Origin of the sequence: Natribaculum luteum (assembly GCF_023008545.1) — an archaeon.
Taxonomy (GTDB): domain Archaea; phylum Halobacteriota; class Halobacteria; order Halobacteriales; family Natrialbaceae; genus Natribaculum; species Natribaculum luteum.
The window spans coordinates 1051964-1067797 of record NZ_CP095397.1 but is presented as its reverse complement, the minus strand read 5'-3'; the positions used below and the strand labels follow the sequence as shown (position 1 = coordinate 1067797).

General features: G+C 63.8%; 15 protein-coding genes. 3 read left to right on the top strand and 12 right to left on the bottom strand.

The annotated features are described in order from the left end of the window. Positions 1 to 97: 97 nt before the first annotated feature. From MU558_RS05515 to ahaH, 8 genes are all read right to left on the bottom strand, one after another. Positions 98 to 1513 (bottom strand): ATP synthase subunit B, encoded by a 1416-nt coding sequence (locus MU558_RS05515; RefSeq protein ID WP_246972680.1) that lies wholly within the window; start codon positions 1511 to 1513, stop codon positions 98 to 100. A 2-nt stretch (positions 1514 to 1515) separates the two neighbouring features. Continuing rightward, positions 1516 to 3279: an ATP synthase subunit A gene (locus MU558_RS05510; RefSeq protein WP_246972678.1), complete on the bottom strand. Its 1764-nt coding sequence runs from the start codon at positions 3277 to 3279 to the stop codon at positions 1516 to 1518. A gap of 4 nt (positions 3280 to 3283) precedes the next feature. Continuing rightward, complete coding sequence (locus tag MU558_RS05505; RefSeq protein WP_246972676.1) at positions 3284 to 3613, bottom strand: V-type ATP synthase subunit F; 330 nt, start codon at positions 3611 to 3613, stop codon at positions 3284 to 3286. Next, entirely contained in the window at positions 3610 to 4662 is a 1053-nt protein-coding gene (locus tag MU558_RS05500; protein WP_246972674.1) for a V-type ATP synthase subunit C, read from the bottom strand. The genes MU558_RS05505 and MU558_RS05500 overlap by 4 nt, the downstream gene beginning before the upstream one ends. A gap of 67 nt (positions 4663 to 4729) precedes the next feature. Then, complete coding sequence (locus MU558_RS05495; protein WP_246972672.1) at positions 4730 to 5311, bottom strand: V-type ATP synthase subunit E; 582 nt, start codon at positions 5309 to 5311, stop codon at positions 4730 to 4732. A 20-nt stretch (positions 5312 to 5331) separates the two neighbouring features. After that, on the bottom strand, positions 5332 to 5598 hold the full coding sequence (locus MU558_RS05490; protein WP_246972670.1) for a hypothetical protein: 267 nt from the start codon (positions 5596 to 5598) through the stop codon (positions 5332 to 5334). 5 nt (positions 5599 to 5603) lie between these two features. Next, a complete protein-coding gene (locus tag MU558_RS05485; RefSeq protein WP_246972668.1) occupies positions 5604 to 7853 on the bottom strand; it encodes a V-type ATP synthase subunit I in 2250 nt (749 codons plus the stop codon). Next, on the bottom strand, positions 7840 to 8172 hold the full coding sequence (gene ahaH / locus MU558_RS05480) for an ATP synthase archaeal subunit H (protein ID WP_246972666.1): 333 nt from the start codon (positions 8170 to 8172) through the stop codon (positions 7840 to 7842). The genes MU558_RS05485 and ahaH overlap by 14 nt, the downstream gene beginning before the upstream one ends. 165 nt (positions 8173 to 8337) lie before the next feature. Here ahaH and MU558_RS05475 point away from each other — a divergent pair, with 165 nt between their 5' ends. Next, on the top strand, positions 8338 to 8961 hold the full coding sequence (locus MU558_RS05475; RefSeq protein WP_246972664.1) for a methyltransferase domain-containing protein: 624 nt from the start codon (positions 8338 to 8340) through the stop codon (positions 8959 to 8961). Here MU558_RS05475 and MU558_RS05470 read toward each other — a convergent pair. Together MU558_RS05470 and MU558_RS05465 are read right to left on the bottom strand one after the other, a co-directional pair. Continuing rightward, on the bottom strand, positions 8958 to 9443 hold the full coding sequence (locus MU558_RS05470; protein ID WP_246972662.1) for a type IV pilin domain-containing protein: 486 nt from the start codon (positions 9441 to 9443) through the stop codon (positions 8958 to 8960). The genes MU558_RS05475 and MU558_RS05470 overlap by 4 nt on opposite strands. A 25-nt stretch (positions 9444 to 9468) precedes the next feature. Further along, positions 9469 to 10683, bottom strand: coding sequence for a DUF7096 domain-containing protein (locus MU558_RS05465; RefSeq protein ID WP_246972660.1), 1215 nt, complete (start codon positions 10681 to 10683; stop codon positions 9469 to 9471). A gap of 159 nt (positions 10684 to 10842) precedes the next feature. Between MU558_RS05465 and MU558_RS05460 the strand changes: the two genes are divergently transcribed. Beyond that, complete coding sequence (locus MU558_RS05460; protein WP_246972658.1) at positions 10843 to 12063, top strand: helix-turn-helix transcriptional regulator; 1221 nt, start codon at positions 10843 to 10845, stop codon at positions 12061 to 12063. A 606-nt stretch (positions 12064 to 12669) separates the two neighbouring features. Here the strand turns inward: MU558_RS05460 and MU558_RS05455 are convergent. Continuing rightward, positions 12670 to 13665: a radical SAM protein gene (locus MU558_RS05455; protein ID WP_246972656.1), complete on the bottom strand. Its 996-nt coding sequence runs from the start codon at positions 13663 to 13665 to the stop codon at positions 12670 to 12672. Positions 13666 to 13821: 156 nt separating this feature from the next. Here MU558_RS05455 and MU558_RS05450 point away from each other — a divergent pair, with 156 nt between their 5' ends. After that, on the top strand, positions 13822 to 14922 hold the full coding sequence (locus MU558_RS05450) for a DUF373 family protein (protein WP_246972652.1): 1101 nt from the start codon (positions 13822 to 13824) through the stop codon (positions 14920 to 14922). Here MU558_RS05450 and MU558_RS05445 read toward each other — a convergent pair. Beyond that, on the bottom strand, positions 14919 to 15761 hold the full coding sequence (locus tag MU558_RS05445; RefSeq protein ID WP_246972649.1) for a polyprenyl synthetase family protein: 843 nt from the start codon (positions 15759 to 15761) through the stop codon (positions 14919 to 14921). The genes MU558_RS05450 and MU558_RS05445 overlap by 4 nt on opposite strands. Positions 15762 to 15834: the final 73 nt, after the last annotated feature.

Sequence of the window (15834 nt, the reverse complement as noted above, 5' to 3'; positions counted from 1 at the left end):
CGGCTCGATTGTTACCGATTCGTCGAACGGCCTCGAGATGGACCTACCGCTCTCGAGTGCGAGGCGAGGAGAAAAGACGAGACGAACGTCGTGAGCGTCAGTCGGCGGTCGCTTCGACCTGCTCGCCCTCGTCTTCGCGGTAGTGTTCCGCGATGAGGTCCTCGTCGACGCGGTTGAGTTCCTCCTTGGGTAGCATCGACAGCAGGTCCCAGCCGATCTCGAGCGTCTCGTCGATCGAGCGGTTCGTCTCGTAGCCCTGCTGGACGAACTCCTCTTCGAAGCGGTCGGCGAAGTCGAGGTACTTGTTGTCCCGCTCGCTGAGCGCTTCGCGACCGACGATGTTCACGAGGTCGCGAAGGTCTTCACCCTCCGCGTACGCGGCGTACATCTGGTCTGAGACGTCGGCGTGGTCGGCGCGGGTGAGCCCCTCGCCGATCCCGTCGTCCATCAGCCGAGAGAGGCTCGGCAGGACGTTGATCGGCGGCTCGATACCCTGGCTGTTGAGGTCCCGATCCATCACGATCTGTCCCTCCGTGATGTACCCCGTCAGGTCGGGGATCGGGTGGGTGTCGTCGTCGCCGGGCATCGTGAGGATCGGAATCTGTGTGACCGATCCCTCACGGCCTTTGATCCGACCGGCACGCTCGTAGAGCTGGGCCAGGTCGGTGTACATGTACCCGGGGTAGCCACGACGACCCGGAACCTCCTCACGGGCGGCACCGATCTCTCGCAGCGCCTCACAGTAGTTGGTGATGTCGGTGAGGATGACGAGCACGTGATACCCCTTCTCGAAGGCGAGATACTCCGCGGTCGTCAGCGCGAGTCGCGGCGTGACCGTCCGCTCGACTGCGGGGTCGTCCGCGAGGTTCATGAAGACGACCGAGCGCTCGAGTGCGCCCGTGCGCTCGAAGTCGGCCATGAACTCGTTTGCTTCCTCCTGGGTGATACCCATCGCGCCGAAGATGACTGCGAACTCGGAGCCTTCTTCGCCCTCTCCTTCTTCTTCCGGCACGGTCGCCTGTCGTGCGATCTGGAGCGAGAGGTCGTTGTGTGGCAGCCCCGATCCGGAGAAGATCGGCAGCTTCTGCCCTCGAACGAGGGTGTTCATGCCGTCGATGGCGCTGACACCCGTCTGGATGAACTCCTCGGGATACTCCCGGGAGTAGGGGTTGATCGCCGCGCCGACGATGTCGCGTCGTTCGTCGGGGACGATCTCCGGGCCCCCGTCGATCGGGTTACCCGACCCGTCGAGGACGCGTCCGAGGAGGTCCTCGGTGACGGGCATCTTCATCGTCTCGCCCAGGAAGCGTACCGAGGCGTTGCGGTCGATACCGCCGGTCCCCTCGAACACCTGGATCGAGACGATCCCTTCGCTCGACTCCAGTACCTGTCCGCGCAGGGTCTCGCCTTCTTGCGTCTCGATTTCGACGATCTCGTCGTACCCGACGGGTTCGTCGACTTCGGCGAACACCAGCGGACCGCTGATCTCCGTGATAGTTTGGTATTCTTTCATTTTCAGTACAGCTCCCGAATCTGTTCTTTGAGGTCGTCCTCGAGTTCGTCGATGAACTCGTTCCACTCCTCTGCAGTGCCCATCCGGTTGAGCCGCGGTACGGCGTCGACGTCAACGATCTCGTCGACCGGGACACCCGCGTCGAGGGCCTCGAACGCCTCGTCGTTGAACGTCTTGATCGCCTGGAGCATCCGATAGGTCTTCTTGGGCTCACAGTAGGTGTCGACGTCGTGGAACGCGTTCTGCTGGAGCCACGCCTCGCGGATGTAGCGGGCGACCTCGAGGGTCAGCTGCTGGTCCTCCGGCAGGGCGTCTTTACCGACGAGCTGGACGATCTCCTGGAGTTCGTCTTCCTCGTCCAAGACGTCGATCCCCCACTGGCGGACTTCCGGGAAGTCCTCCGCGACGTTCTCGCGGAACCAGGGGTCGAGCTGCTGGCGGTAGAGCGAGTACGACTCGTTCCAGTTGATCGACGGGAAGTGCCGACGCTCCGCGAGGTCGGCGTCGAGCGCCCAGAACGTCTTGACGATACGCAGGGTGTTCTGCGTGACTGGCTCGGAGAAGTCGCCACCCGGCGGGCTGACTGCGCCGATAACCGACACCGAACCCTGGGTGCCGTTGATGTTCTGGAACAGGCCGGCTCGCTCGTAGAATTCGGAGAGTGCAGCCGCGAGGTACGCCGGATAGCCTTCCTCGCCGGGCATCTCCTCGAGTCGCGAGGAGATCTCGCGCATCGCCTCTGCCCACCGTGAGGTGGAGTCGGCCATCAGCGCGACGTCGTAGCCCATGTCACGGAAGTACTCCGCGATGGTGATCCCGGTGTAAATGCAGGATTCGCGGGCCGCGACGGGCATGTTCGAGGTGTTAGCGATGAGACACGTCCGGCTCATCAGCGGCTTGCCCGTCATCGGGTCCTCGAGTTCGGGGAAGTCCTCGATGACCTCGGTCATCTCGTTACCGCGCTCGCCACAGCCGACGTAGACGACGATGTCCGCGTCGGACCACTTTGCGAGCTGGTGCTGGGTGACGGTCTTGCCCGATCCGAACGGCCCGGGGATCGCCGCGGTACCGCCCTTGGCGATCGGGAACAGCCCGTCCTGGACGCGCTGACCCGACTGGAGCGGAACCGTCGGCGTCTCCTTCTCTGCTGCTGGGCGGGCCTGCCGAACCGGCCACTCCTGGTGCATCGTGATCTCCTCGCCGGAGTCGAGGGTCGCGACCGTCTCCTCGACCGTGAAGTTGCCTGCCTCGATCGAGGTGACTTCGCCGCCCTCGTAGTCCGGCGGGACCATCACCTTGTGGGTGATGCTCTCGGTTTCCGGCACTTCACCGATGATGTCACCGGGTTCGACGTCGTCGCCCTCGGAGACGGTGGGAGTGAACTCCCACGTCTTCTCCAGGTCGATTCCGGGGGCGTCGACCCCGCGGTCGAGAAACGCCGTCCCCATCTTCGACTCGAGGACGTCGAGCGGGCGCTGGACGCCGTCGTAGATGGAGTCCAGCATGCCCGGCCCGAGGTCCACGCTCAGGGGTTCGCCCGTGTTCTCGACGGGCTCTCCGGGGCCGACCCCGGAGGTCTCCTCGTACACCTGAATCGTGGTCAGGTTCCCTTCAATCTCGATGACCTCGCCCATCAGTCCTTCGTCGCCGACGTAGACGACGTCGTTCATCCGGGCGTCGAGGTCCGTGGCGGTTACGACCGGACCGCTCACGCTTTCGATGACACCGTCCTCCTGGACGGTCTCGGTTTCTTCTGCCTGACTCATAGTTTTACTCGTTGTCTTCTTCCATCAGGTCGATACCGATCGCGCGTTTGATCTGCTCGCGCAGGCCGCCGCCACCGGTACCGCTGCCGATCGTGACGACGACCGGTTCGACGCTCGTTTCGACGTTCTGGCGGACGTTCCGGGAGAGGTACTCGAGGTCGTCGTCGTGCATGACGACGATGCCGACGCCGTCGTCGTCGAGCACGTCCGTCACCGCGTCGTCCAGCGTTTCGTCTTTCTCGGCGTCCGGGACGTTCTCGAAGCGCCTGACGCCCGCGAGTCGGAATCCAGTCGTAAACTCCGGACTGCCGACGACTGCGATTTCCTGGCTCATAGGATCACCAGTTCGTCTTCGATCTCGTTCTCCGAGAGGCCGACCTCGCGTCCGCGTGCGATCGCACGGATGTTCTCGACCTCCCGCTCTTTCGCGAGGATGTACGACAGCACCGCAGAGATGGAGACGGGATAGATACTGGAAAGTCTGTCGGCGTACTCGAGCAACGCCGCGTCGAGGGCGTGCTCGAACTCGATGAGGCTTTCTGCCTCGCGAAGCCGGTTCAGCGCCGTCGAGAGTCGGTCACCGTAGCGGCGGTTGTCGGCGATGTGGGAGACGAGTTCGTCGTAGTCGTTTACCAGCCGACTCAGCTCCGACTGCGTGAACAACACGCCACCCTCGATGTAGAACTCTGCAGGATCGATGTCGGCACCAGTGCGAGCGAGTCGCAAGGCGTTACGGGCGTTCCGAAAGTCGATCTCGGCCTCGAGGAACTCGACGTACATCGCCCGCGGCCCCTCCTGTGGTCGCCCGAGGTCCTCGAGGAGGTTTTCGTAGAACTCGCGGTCGAGTGCGTTCTCGAGCGGGATGAGCATCCCACTTTCCTCGTACTCCTCGTAGGCGTCGACGAGACCGTCGTAGAAGATCGTCCCGTCGAGCATCTCGACGACGTCCTCGATCTCGTCTGCCTCGACCATCCGGTCGAGCAGCGCGTCCTCGAGTTCACCGGCCCGGATGAGGTCCGTCTGGATCTCTTCGGCCGGCGTGTCGGTGTAGATACCGCGGATGATCGTCTTGACGTTCCAGACGTCGAACTTCCGGAGGTACCTGGCGATGAGGTCGTAGGTCTGACCTTTCGACCAGTCCAGCAGGTCGTCGAAGTGCTTCGCGAGGTTTCGGTTTAAGGCGTACTCGATCAGGTCGACGCCGGAAAAGCGGGTTCCGAGCGCGTTGATTTCGCGCTCGTACTCCGTCTCTTCCATGAACCGTGCGATCTCGCTTGGCCCCATCCGGATCAGCTTGCGGTAGTCCTCGTCGGAAAACAGCGAGGCTCTCCGTGCCCGAACGCGGGCGTTTACGTACTCCGGATTGGAGGCACCTGCGCTCACGCGAACCACCCCGTGTGGTGGGTGCGAGCAGGGAGTGTGCGGGCCGTACGAGTGGAAACGACCGTGCTCATTGCTCGAAGAGTCGGTTGCTGATCTCCCGGAGGTTGTCTTCCCAGACGTCCTCTAGGACCGAGTCGAACGTGTTGTTGACCCGGACCCGCGACTGTTCGCTCTCGACGACGACGCCGCCGAGGCAGTCGTGTTCGCCGGCGTACTCGTAGCCGTCGTAGTCGTCGGCGATCGACTCGAGGAGGTCTGCGTCTTCGGCTCGGCCGTAGACGCTGACGTCGTCGTCCTCGTCGAACTCGACGCTCGCGGCCTCGAGAAGCGCTCGAGTCAGTTCCTCTCGCGTGTCTCCCTCGAGGCTCGTCAGTTCCGTTTCGACCTGTTCGCGGACGTCGCCGAGGACGTCGCGACGCGCCTCCAGGCGCTTCTGTTTCGCCTCCAGTTTCGCACTGGAGAGTCGCTGTTCGCGCAGCTGTTCGATCTCGCGTTCGGCCTCTTGCTCTGCCGTCTCGAGGATCTCCTGGGCGTCGTCTTCGGCGGCCGACTCGATCTCCTCGGCGCGCTCTTCGCCCTCCGCACGGATGTTCTCCGCACGCGCGTGGGCTTCGTCTCGGATGTCCTCAACGACTGTGTCCAGACTCATGGATGAGAGAAAGGGGGTGTTTAACCGACCAGGAACACGACGACCAGGGCCAGGATCACGAGCGTCTCAGGCAGGACTGTCATGATCAGGCCCGGGACGAACATGTCGTCGTCTTCCGCGATCGCGCCGACGGCGGCGCTTCCGATACCGCGCTCTGCGTACCCTGCTGCGAGGGCAGCGAGACCGACGGCGATTGCCGCGGCACCGTTTTCCGTCAGGAAATTTCCGGACGCTTCTCCGTTCTGCAGTACAACGTTGGCGAATTCTGCGAGTGCGATTTCAGTCATTTTACTTAGTCCTCACTGTGTTTTTGATCGTGTCCGAACGGTTCGTAGTTCTTTCCACCGCCTTCATAAAACTTCCCAAAGAACTCGACGTACTCGAGACGAACGGCCTGTAAGCCGGCGCTTGTCACCCCGAGCGCGAGCACCAGGAGGTGCCCGAACACGAGGATGACGAGACCACCGAGCAGCGCGGCGACGCCCGAGTGCATCAGTCCGGGGAAGATCAACTCCGCTTCGCCGCCGTAGTTGCTGGCGACGTAGCTTGGCTCGTGACTCCGCAGGAAGTGGAACGCGCCGTCGGGGTCCTCGTAGGCCCCGAAGAACAGCAGGTTGACGACGAACGCCATACCGGCTTTCGCCAGCAACACCGCTGCCATCCGGGTGTACGAGAGTGCGTTCACGAGCACCGACAGCGACTCGATGAGCTCCGGCGTGTCGCCGATGCCGAGCAAGACGAGTCCCAGGAACGCCACTAGCAAGGGGGCACCGATCGGGACGCCACCGAGCCCAGGAACGGCTTCGGGGAGCGTGAACACTTCCATGACGGGGAAGCCCTCGAACCCGATCGGGAACGGGCCGTCCGAGCTGAACGTTTCGAACAGGAACGGCGGCTTCGTGCTCTCTTCGGGATTCTCCGCATTGTAGCCCTGGACCGAGAGGATCCAGATCCAGACGCCGTTCAGCAGCAGGATCCAGGACCCGCTGTGGGTGATCGCGTCTTTGAGCCCGTGGCTGAGGTTCTCGTAGAAGTCGAGGATGTACCCGACGTTGAGGTGGATAATCCCGACCAGCACGCTGATGACGAGCCAGCCCAGCGCGAACTCCTCACCGGCAGGGTCGAGACCCTTCTCGATCGGCGGGTGGCCGCTCGGCCAGACGACTTCCCCAAGCACGTGCAGGCCGAAGATCTCGCCGTAGAGGAAGCCGAAGAGGATCGTGAATCCGCCCGCCCACATGGCGATACCACCGAGGCTGCGGATTCCACTGCTCTCGAAGTTCGAGTACATGTAGTACCCGATCGCCATGTAGATGATCCCGTAGCCGACGTCGCCGATCATGAACCCGAAGAACGCTGGGAACGTCAGGAACAGGAAGATCGTCGGATCGAGTTCACCGTACTTCGGCCGCGAGACCGCCTGCACGAGGGTTTCGAACGGCTTCGTCGGGCCGGGGTTGTCCTGAACGACCGGCGGTTCGTCGTTCATCGTCACGACGCCGCCGTCGGTCGCTGCCTTCGGCGGCTCTTCCTCTCGTTCGGCCGGCTCCTCGTCGCCAGCGGACGGGCCGCCCTGCTGGACGTCTTCCGTGTGGTGTGGCGCGCCGTGGCGGTCGTAATCCGCCCGCTCGAGTTCTTCGATCTCGACGCTGTCACCGACGGCGGCGTCGAGTTCGGCGACGAACCTGTCGTAGGAGTCGGTGGGGATCCACCCCTCGGCGACGAACGCACGATCCGTCGTCGCGAACTGCAGCGGGGCCTCGGCGCGCTGGACCTCGACGGTCAGCTTCTCTTCGACGCGAAGCAGAAAGCCCGCCTCGTCGAGTTTGATCCGCTCGAGTTCGCTGTCGACGTCGTCGAGGTCCGACTCGAGCTGGCGCTTGCGGTGTTCGAGTTCGTCCACGTACGCCTCCGGGCTCTGTTCGGTCTCCGGGACGCTGTGGCGGGTGAACTCGACGCCGACGAGCGCGTCGTCGATCACGTCTTCGTCCGCATCCTCGGTGGGTGCGGCGACGATCGCGACCACGTCCCCGCCGGTGAACGTCTCGTAGGCGCGGACCTCCTCGGCGGCCTCGAGAGCCGACTCGAGTTCGTCGACGTTCCCCTCGCCGACGACGACGTCGACCGAGTCGTAGCCCGACAGCAAGTCGAGGTCGATTCCGAGTTCCGCGAAGGGTGCGACGCGGTCGATCTTCTCCTGTACCTGGCGCAACTCGTTGCGAACCTCGTCGCGACGGTCGTCGAGGTCGTTGACCTGCTCTCGAATCCGCTCGAGGCGGTCTTCCCAGTCGGCTTCGAGCCGGCCGGGTCCGGCGTCGTCTTCGTCGACGTCGAGGACGCTCTCGAGCGAGCGGACGGTGACGAGCCGCTCGGACGCCCGGTCGGCACCCTCGATCGGGTTGCCGTTGTCGAAGCCGGTCCACGACCCGTCGTAATCGCTCAGGTGGACGACGTGCAGTTCGTGGATCGTCTCGATGACCGTGGGCATCACGCCCTTCGAACCGGTCACCGAGACCTTGCTCATCCGCTCAGGTCTGAGCATGGACTTCCTCCTGGAACAGTTCGACGACGTACGCTGTCACCTCGTCGACGCGGCGCTCGGCGACGTCTTCGAGCGCCTCGCGCTCCTGTTCTCCTTCGCGGAGGAGACGCTCACATTCGGCGTCGATCTCCTCGCGTGCCTCCTCGAGACGCTGCTCTTTGAGCTCGCGCGCCTCCCGTTCCGCTTCCGAACGAATCTCCTCAGCACGTTCCCGGGCCTCGGCTATTCGCTCGTCGCGGTCGTTTTCTGCCAATGCGACGATCTCGTCGGCCTCCTCCTCTGCCGACTGAATTCGTTCGAGAACCTCTGGCCTCGGCATACTTTAAGCACGCGAACGTTTGCAGCAACGCGTATATGGTAGTTGCGGAACTGACTCGCGATCTCTGGCGTACAATGGCCCATTTCGCGAATTTATCGAACAATACTTTCGCTCGCTCGAGCGAGAACAGCAGACCTATTGCAGTCGCCACGAAAGTCACGGCCAATGGGTATCCTCGAGAACAAGGCCCGCGCTCGGGTGTTCTACAAGTACCTCTCGAAGGTGTACGACCAGATCAACCCGTTCATCTGGAACGAGGAGATGCGTGCCGAGGCACTCTCACTGCTCGAGTTTCCGGACGACGCGATGGTCCTCGACGTCGGCTGTGGCACCGGATTCGCCACCGAGGGACTCCTCGAGCACGTCGACGAGGTGTACGCCCTGGACCAGAGTGAACACCAACTCGAGAAAGCCTACGAGAAGTTCGGGAAGCGAGGGCCCGTCCACTTCCACGTCGGTGACGCCGAACGGCTCCCGTTCGCCACGAACACGTTCGACGTCGTCTGGTCGTCGGGGTCGATCGAGTACTGGCCCGATCCCGTCCGCACGCTCCGGGAGTTCCGCCGCGTGTCGAAACCCGGTGGGCAGGTTCTCGTCGTCGGGCCGAACTATCCCGACCACACGATCACGCAGAAACTCGCCGACGCGATAATGCTCTTTTACGACGAGTACGAGGCCGACCGCATGTTCAAGACCGCCGGATTCGAGGACGTAAAACACATGTTTCAGGGCCCGTCCTACGAACCTGACGTCGCCATCACGACCGTCGCTCGCGCGCCCGAGAACTAGGTCGCTCTCGTCTCGAGGCTCACAACTCGCTGTCCGTCGACCGAGAGCCTGACGACGACCTCGTCGCCCTCGTCGACTGTCGGCGTGTTCGTTCTCGCGATCCGAAACGTCGCACGTTCTCCCGGCGTCCACTGCGAATCCGCTGCCGCGTTGAACGGACCACCCGGCGCGTCGCGGAATCCGGTAGCACCGACGAACGGGACCGGCGGCTGATTCGAAAGCGACTCACCGTTTATCGTGACCGTCACCGAGAGGTCGTCAACGTCGATCGCGTCCCCGCCGACGTGTTCGACGCACACCTCTCCTCGGTCTGCGTCGACGGCCAGGTCGAACGTGGCCTGCGGACCGGGCGAGCCGAGCGACCACGCTCCGACGCTCGCGGCGACGACGCCGGCCAGTACGATCGTGATCGCGAGTAACAGAACGACGCCGACGACGGGACTGACGGCTCGACGCTCGCTCGACGATCCAGCGGTCGGCATGGCCTGTCTGGCCGGGCGTTCGTACTTAAACGCTGGGGTAGGAACTCGAGATACTCACGTCCATGTTCCCGTCTGCCGATCGAACCGCGACGTCGAAGTCATCTGCTGGCGGGAGAATCCACACCGTTCCGTCCTCACCCGTCCGACCGACGTCGTATCCGTTGACGGTGACCGTTCCATCGACCGGTTCGCCCGTCTCTCGGTCGACGACGGTAATCTCGACCGGGCCGTTCACCGGCGTTCGGTTGACCGACAGCGCGAGCGAGTCGCTCGTCCACGTCCGGTTTTCCGGCGTCGAGGGTAACTCGTCGATCGTCAACTCCTGGAACTCGCGGTAGACTTCCTTGCTCCCGCCGTCGAGGTACGCCTCGAGGTCGCCGTGGACCGTCGGTGCCCGAATTCGATACAGTTGTGCCGCGGTAAACTCCGTGGCACCCCTCGAGCCGACGCCGGGCGGCTGGTCGAACGCCCACGGGTACTGGCTCTCGGCGTGTTCGAACGCGTCGGAAATACTCTGGAACTGGTTCGGTCTGGTCACGTCGCGGTTGTCGAACCGTGTCGCTTCGCGGAGGTAGACGCGACCGTGCATCGCCGAGAGGATGAACCCGTCCTGGGACGTGTCGACGAGAACGGCACCGTCGATCGTCTCCACCCCGCCGTCCGTGGTCGCGTCGAGTTGAGCGCGAACGGGACTCTGGTAGGTCCCGAGTCGACCCCGATCGGAGTCGATCGAGATCGAGTACCCCGGCACGCGAGTCGCGCGGTCTTCTAGCTCGGTGAGGGCGTCCTCGAGTTCGGTCGCCTCCCGGTAATTGCGCAACAGCACGGTCACGAACTCCCCGTCCGAAATCTCACCGCGAGTGTGGCGTCGCACCGCGGTACGCTCTCGCTGCTCGAGTGCGTCGATCCGCTGTCGGAGCCGGTCGTACGCCGCCTCGAGCGTCTCGCGTCGCTCGTCGTTCGTTTGCGCGGCGAAGTTCTCGTCGACCACGAACAGTTCACGGTCGACTCGCATCGCGTCGTCCTGGATCGCGAGCGTCGTCGCGAGGTCCGGGCCAGTCTCGGCGTAGCCGCTCTGGACGTCGCTCTCGAGTGCCAGCCGGTTTGTCGTCTCGTTGGTCTCGATCGGTTTGGTCGATGCCGCGACGCCGCCGTCGATCGGACCGGTTGCAGCGACGGCTCCGACCGGCAGCGACACTGCGAGAAGCAACGCGAGGAGGGGAGCGACCGCGTCCTTCATCTTCTCGATACTGTGAACTACAAGTATAAAAACCAGTCGGCACGTTTTACGGACTCCGTTGCGGTGCTGACGTGCCCTCAGACCGTTCAAAGACGCTGGTAACATTTTATTTTCGGATGGAAAGTGTTTTTTCCCCGCGGAAACCACGCGTTGATACGCATGCGGTCATCCACGGCCATCACTGTCGCCCTCACCGTCCTCCTCGTCACGTCCTCTCTGGGAGTGGTGGCTGCGACCCCGTCTGCCGCGACGGGTTCAGAGCGGTCCCCGCTACAGACGTCGACCGTGGCAACCGAAATCCAGCCGCTCGATCCTGCCGATCCACAGCAGGTGATCCGGATCAACGTCACCGCCGACGGCGACGCGCGCTGGACGATCGAGAGCCGGTACCTCCTCGAGACCGACGCCGACGTCGAGGCGTTCGAAGCATACGCCGACGCGGTCGCGTCCGGCGAGCGCGAGGTCGGTTACGATGCGTCGACGTTCGAACGGTTCCAGCGGCTCTCCGAGCAGTCTACGGATCGGGATATGAGCATCGAGAACGCCAGCTGGGACGACCCCCGCGTCGAACCGGCGGATGACGGTCCCGATGCCGGCGATATCGGCGTCATCTCGTACTCGTTTACCTGGTCGAACTTCGCTGCCGTCGACGGGACTCGCCTCTACCTCGGCGACGCCTTCCGAACCGCCGACGGAACCTGGCTTCCCAAGTTAAGCAGCGGGCAGCGGCTCGTCGTCGAACCGCCGCCGAACTACGGGTTCGAGGACCCGCCTGTCGGCACGGAAGACGGCGCGCTCGTCTGGAGCGGGCCACACCAGTTCGAGGACGGCGAACTCGAGGTGACGCTCTTTCAGGGTGCGGGGCCGGGACCGAGCGGAACCGACAGTATCCTGCCCGACCTCTCTCTCGGCTCGATGATTCTCGTCGTGATCGCGTTCGTCGCCCTCCTCGCGCTCGTCGGACTCGGTGGGTACCTGCTCGCGATGCGATACCACGCTGCCGACGGCTCGGCGGTCGACCGCTACGTTCCCGACCACCTGACCGACGAGCGGTCGTCTCCTGCCGCGATGGATGACGCATCGGCCGCCGCTCCACCCGCGTCCGACGCGCCAGTCGTAACCGAGTACGACGGCCTCGACGACGAAGACGACGACGTCGACGTCGAACTCCTGAGCGACGAAGAACGCGTCCACCGGCTGCTCCGGAAAAACGGCGGTCGGATGAAGCAGGCGTCGATCGTCAAAGAGACCGGCTGGTCGAACGCCAAGGTCTCACAGCTGCTCTCGAAGATGGACGACGACGGAGAGATCAGGAAACTCCGGATCGGCCGGGAGAACCTGATCACGCTGCCGGAAGTCGATCTGACCGAGGTCGAGTGATACTGGTGGCTGTGACTGGCTGCCGACGCAACCGCAAGGCGGTTCGCGGTTGCGACGGTACCGACTCACAGCCATCGTTATGACACCGCGGTAGAACGTACTCGCAGTCGCCAGTCGCTCTCGTTTCGGTCGGGTGTCTCACTTCTCCGGACTGTCCACGACGGCCATTCGGTGGTGGGCCGTTCGAACGAAAATTTTATGCTGCATGGTACCATACTACATAGATACAGAGGACGGAAGCCACGAGGATCGACCGAACGCTTCGAGTCGAACACCTTCACGGAACGTCGACTCGAAGACGAGGTACAAACCGAACTCCCCGTAAAAGGGGACCGAGGTGAACGCCTCAGTGGAGACCGAAACAGCCCACTACGGTGAGTCGGAGACGGCTCAGTAACGGATCTCGTAGAAGCGAGATCCGGAAACTGCGGATGTTCCGGACCGACGGGCTGTGGAACACGGCTCCCGTTCGGGTCCAAATCGTGGCCTCCGTCCTATTTTTTCTCACGACAGATTCCGTAGCCGTGTGTCCCTTCCTCTGTCGTCATCGTCACGAGAGCGGACGTCCGACGAAAAAAGCCACTCACGCACCCGGTTCGCTCGCAGTCACGCCAGCGGCGTTCGTTCGACGACCTGTCCGTCGTACGTCGGGTACTGTTCGACGATCTCGCCGTCCTCGAGGTCGCCCTCCTCGATCATCTCTTCCAGGAGCCACCACGCCACCTCGACGTGGTTCGATTTCACGGTGTAGAACTCCTCGGGGACGCCGAGTTCCTCGAAGCGGGCAGGGTTGGCGTAGGTCTTTCCGTAGACGAGGGTCCCGTCGTCGGTGACGTCGTCGAACTCTCGGCGAACGATCCGGGCCATGCGCTTGAGCCGACGGCGGTGCTGGGCGGCGTCCTTGAACACGGAGGTACAGAAGTACACCTTCGGATGATCGCCCATCACCTCGAGGATCTCCTCGCGGGAGCCCTCGACGGCGCTCATGTGGCCCTCCTTGAGTTCGAATCCCGCTTCCTGCATCCGCCGGTAGTTCCCCTGGGACATCTCGAACTCGTTTACGTTACAGAATTCGGCTGCACCCTCGTCTAAGAACTCGAGGAACTCCGGTTCGGGACGGATCCCCGGGATCTCGAACGCCGGCGTCAGTCCCTCCTCGCGGGCGACGTAGAGAATCTCCTCCCACTCGGTGCCGTGGAGGTCACCCCACTGCTCGAGTGGCGGGTGAAAGCGGATCTCGTCGAGGCCGGCCTCAGAAAGGCGGCGCATGTTCTCGCGACCGCCGGTGATGCCAGTGTAGAGGTGGGTGTGGTGATCCTCGCCGAACTCGTCTTTGAGCAGAGAGAGGTAGTGACAGGTCCGGTCTAAGGCCTCCTGGGGTTCGCCACCCGTGATCGAGGTGCCGAGTGCGTCCATCCTGTGGGCCTCCTCGATAACGTCCTCGTCGTCTTCGACGAGGCGTTCGTTCGCGTAGACGTCGGTGACGTTCTTGCGGTTCTCGCCGAGCGGGCAGTAAAAGCAGTCGCGCTGGTCGCAGTACCCGTAGACGAACAGCACCATCTTGCCACCTTTCGCGCACTGCTCGCAGCCCTTGGAGATCATTCGGTACCCGTAGTATCCGGCCGAGGCTCAAAAGGCGTACGGAACCGATCGCGTTCCTCGAGTCGTCGTCACAGCCGTGCCGTCGTCGACGGCGATCGTGACAGTATTTCGTCGTCCCCAGAAGATGGAAATACCGCGCCGTACAAACTCCGGGCGATGCTGTTGGTCCTGTGTGTCGACCTCGACGACGACCTCGGGCGCAAGACCGGATTTTCGACGCCGGTCATCGGTCGCGACCCCGTCGAGGAAGCCGCCGTCGCGCTGGCGACTGCCGACCCCGAAGACAGCGACGTCAACGTCATCTTCCAGGGGTTGCACGTCTACGATGACCTCGCGGCGAGAGACGAGAGCGTCGAGGTCGCCGTCGTCACCGGCAACGAGGAAGGCGACGTCAGCGCGAACCGCGAGGTCGGCGACGAGGTCGACACCGTCCTCGCGAACATCTCGACCAGCGAGGACGTCACCGCCCTCGTCGTCACCGACGGCGCACAGGACGAGTCCGTCATTCCCGTTATTCGCTCTCGCGTCCCGATCGACGGCGTCCGGCGCGTCGTCGTTCGCCAGGCCCAGAACTTGGAGTCGATGTACTACACGATCAAACAGGTGCTCGACGACCCCGAGACGCGAGGGACGATCCTCATCCCGCTTGGCATCGTCTTGCTCATCTATCCGCTCGCGCTGGTCGGGACGCTGGTCGACTTCCCGGGGCTGGTCCTCGGGACGACCTCTGCGTTGCTCGGTCTCTATCTCATCTCGAGAGGCCTGGGCCTCGGCGAGCGACTCGACGCGGCCGTCGAACGCGCCCGCCGGTCGCTGTACGCCGGCCGAATGACGCTCATCGCGTACGTCGTCGCCGCCGCGTTGCTCGCACTCGGTGGCGTAAGCGGGATGAACGCACTCGAGCAGTTCGAGGCGTCGGCGAACGGCCCCGTCGGCGCGCCGACGATCCTCGCGGCGCTCGTCTACGGCTCGATCCAGTGGTTCGCGGCTGCCGGCATCACGACGAGTCTCGGTCAGATCACCGACGAGTACATCGCGGGCACACTCGAGTGGCGCTACCTCAACGCTCCCTTCTACGTCGTCGCGATGGCGATCGTGCTCCACGCGGTGAGCGCGTTCTTCCTCGACGAGGTCTCGATCGCCTACCTCGCGACGGCACTGACGGGCGGGACGCTGCTGGGAATCGCGAGTACGCTCGCTTTTGCCGTCGCCGAATCGCGGCTGTCGGACGGCACACGCCAGGCGGAAGGGGCCTAACGCTCTCGCTCGACGACGAACTCGGCGAGTTCGAGCAGATAGTTTCGAGCCGCCGCGTCCACGGCGTCGACCGTCTCGAGCGCGTCGATCGCGCGGTCGGCTTCGGTTCTGGCGCGTTCGTTCGCCGCCTCCGGTGAGAGGTCGGTGATCTGGACGAGCGAGGGGCGGTCCATCTCGGCGTCGTGGCCGGTCGGCTTCCCGAGGTCTTCGGGGTCGGCGACCGCGTCGAGGACGTCGTCGCGGATCTGGAACGCGACGCCGACGCGTTCGGCGTAGTTGCCGAGCGCCTCGACGGTGAACCCGTCGGAGTCGGCGGCGATGGCACCCAGTTCGGCCGCGGCACGAAACAGGGCACCAGTCTTCCGTCGGGCGAGGGTCATGTACTCGTCTTCGGTGGTCGGCTGGGCCGTGAGTTCGGTAGCCTCGCCGATGCCGAGTTCGACCATCGCCTCGGCGACGACCTGCGTGGCCCTCGGATCTGCCGAGAAGAGCGCGAACGCTTCGCCGAGCAGTCCGTCGCTCGTGACGATCGCGGGACCGTGGCCGTATTCGGTCCAGGCGCTGGTCGTCCCCCGTCGGAGCTCCGATCGGTCGATGATGTCGTCGACGACCAGCGACGCACTGTGGACGAGTTCGATCCCGACGCCGAAGTCGACTGCATCCTCGGCGTCTCCACCGACAGTTTCGCAGGCGAGCACCGTGATCGTCGGTCGCACCCGTTTCCCACCCGAGAGGGCGACGTGGCGAACTTCCTCCCTGAGCATCTCGGGTTCGACGTCGTCGATTACGTCGACGAGACGCTCCTCGATTAGCGCCTGACGGCGCTCCAGAAGTTCCATTACCGGCGGCTTAGGATGGGGTGAAAAAGTAGGTGACGGTTGCCAGCGACGCCCGGCGCTGACCGTCAGTCGG

What these genes read in the sequence shown, in the direction of transcription:
- MU558_RS05515 (WP_246972680.1), bottom strand. Translation starts at nt 1,513, where the DNA reads ATGAAAGAATACCAAACTATCACGGAGATCAGCGGTCCGCTGGTGTTC.
- MU558_RS05510 (WP_246972678.1), bottom strand. Translation starts at nt 3,279, where the DNA reads ATGAGTCAGGCAGAAGAAACCGAGACCGTCCAGGAGGACGGTGTCATC.
- MU558_RS05505 (WP_246972676.1), bottom strand. Translation starts at nt 3,613, where the DNA reads ATGAGCCAGGAAATCGCAGTCGTCGGCAGTCCGGAGTTTACGACTGGA.
- MU558_RS05495 (WP_246972672.1), bottom strand. Translation starts at nt 5,311, where the DNA reads ATGAGTCTGGACACAGTCGTTGAGGACATCCGAGACGAAGCCCACGCG.
- MU558_RS05490 (WP_246972670.1), bottom strand. Translation starts at nt 5,598, where the DNA reads ATGACTGAAATCGCACTCGCAGAATTCGCCAACGTTGTACTGCAGAAC.
- MU558_RS05485 (WP_246972668.1), bottom strand. Translation starts at nt 7,853, where the DNA reads ATGCTCAGACCTGAGCGGATGAGCAAGGTCTCGGTGACCGGTTCGAAG.
- ahaH (WP_246972666.1), bottom strand. Translation starts at nt 8,172, where the DNA reads ATGCCGAGGCCAGAGGTTCTCGAACGAATTCAGTCGGCAGAGGAGGAG.
- MU558_RS05475 (WP_246972664.1), top strand. Translation starts at nt 8,338, where the DNA reads ATGGGTATCCTCGAGAACAAGGCCCGCGCTCGGGTGTTCTACAAGTAC.
- MU558_RS05470 (WP_246972662.1), bottom strand. Translation starts at nt 9,443, where the DNA reads ATGCCGACCGCTGGATCGTCGAGCGAGCGTCGAGCCGTCAGTCCCGTC.
- MU558_RS05465 (WP_246972660.1), bottom strand. Translation starts at nt 10,683, where the DNA reads ATGAAGGACGCGGTCGCTCCCCTCCTCGCGTTGCTTCTCGCAGTGTCG.
- MU558_RS05460 (WP_246972658.1), top strand. Translation starts at nt 10,843, where the DNA reads ATGCGGTCATCCACGGCCATCACTGTCGCCCTCACCGTCCTCCTCGTC.
- MU558_RS05455 (WP_246972656.1), bottom strand. Translation starts at nt 13,665, where the DNA reads ATGATCTCCAAGGGCTGCGAGCAGTGCGCGAAAGGTGGCAAGATGGTG.
- MU558_RS05450 (WP_246972652.1), top strand. Translation starts at nt 13,822, where the DNA reads ATGCTGTTGGTCCTGTGTGTCGACCTCGACGACGACCTCGGGCGCAAG.
- MU558_RS05445 (WP_246972649.1), bottom strand. Translation starts at nt 15,761, where the DNA reads ATGGAACTTCTGGAGCGCCGTCAGGCGCTAATCGAGGAGCGTCTCGTC.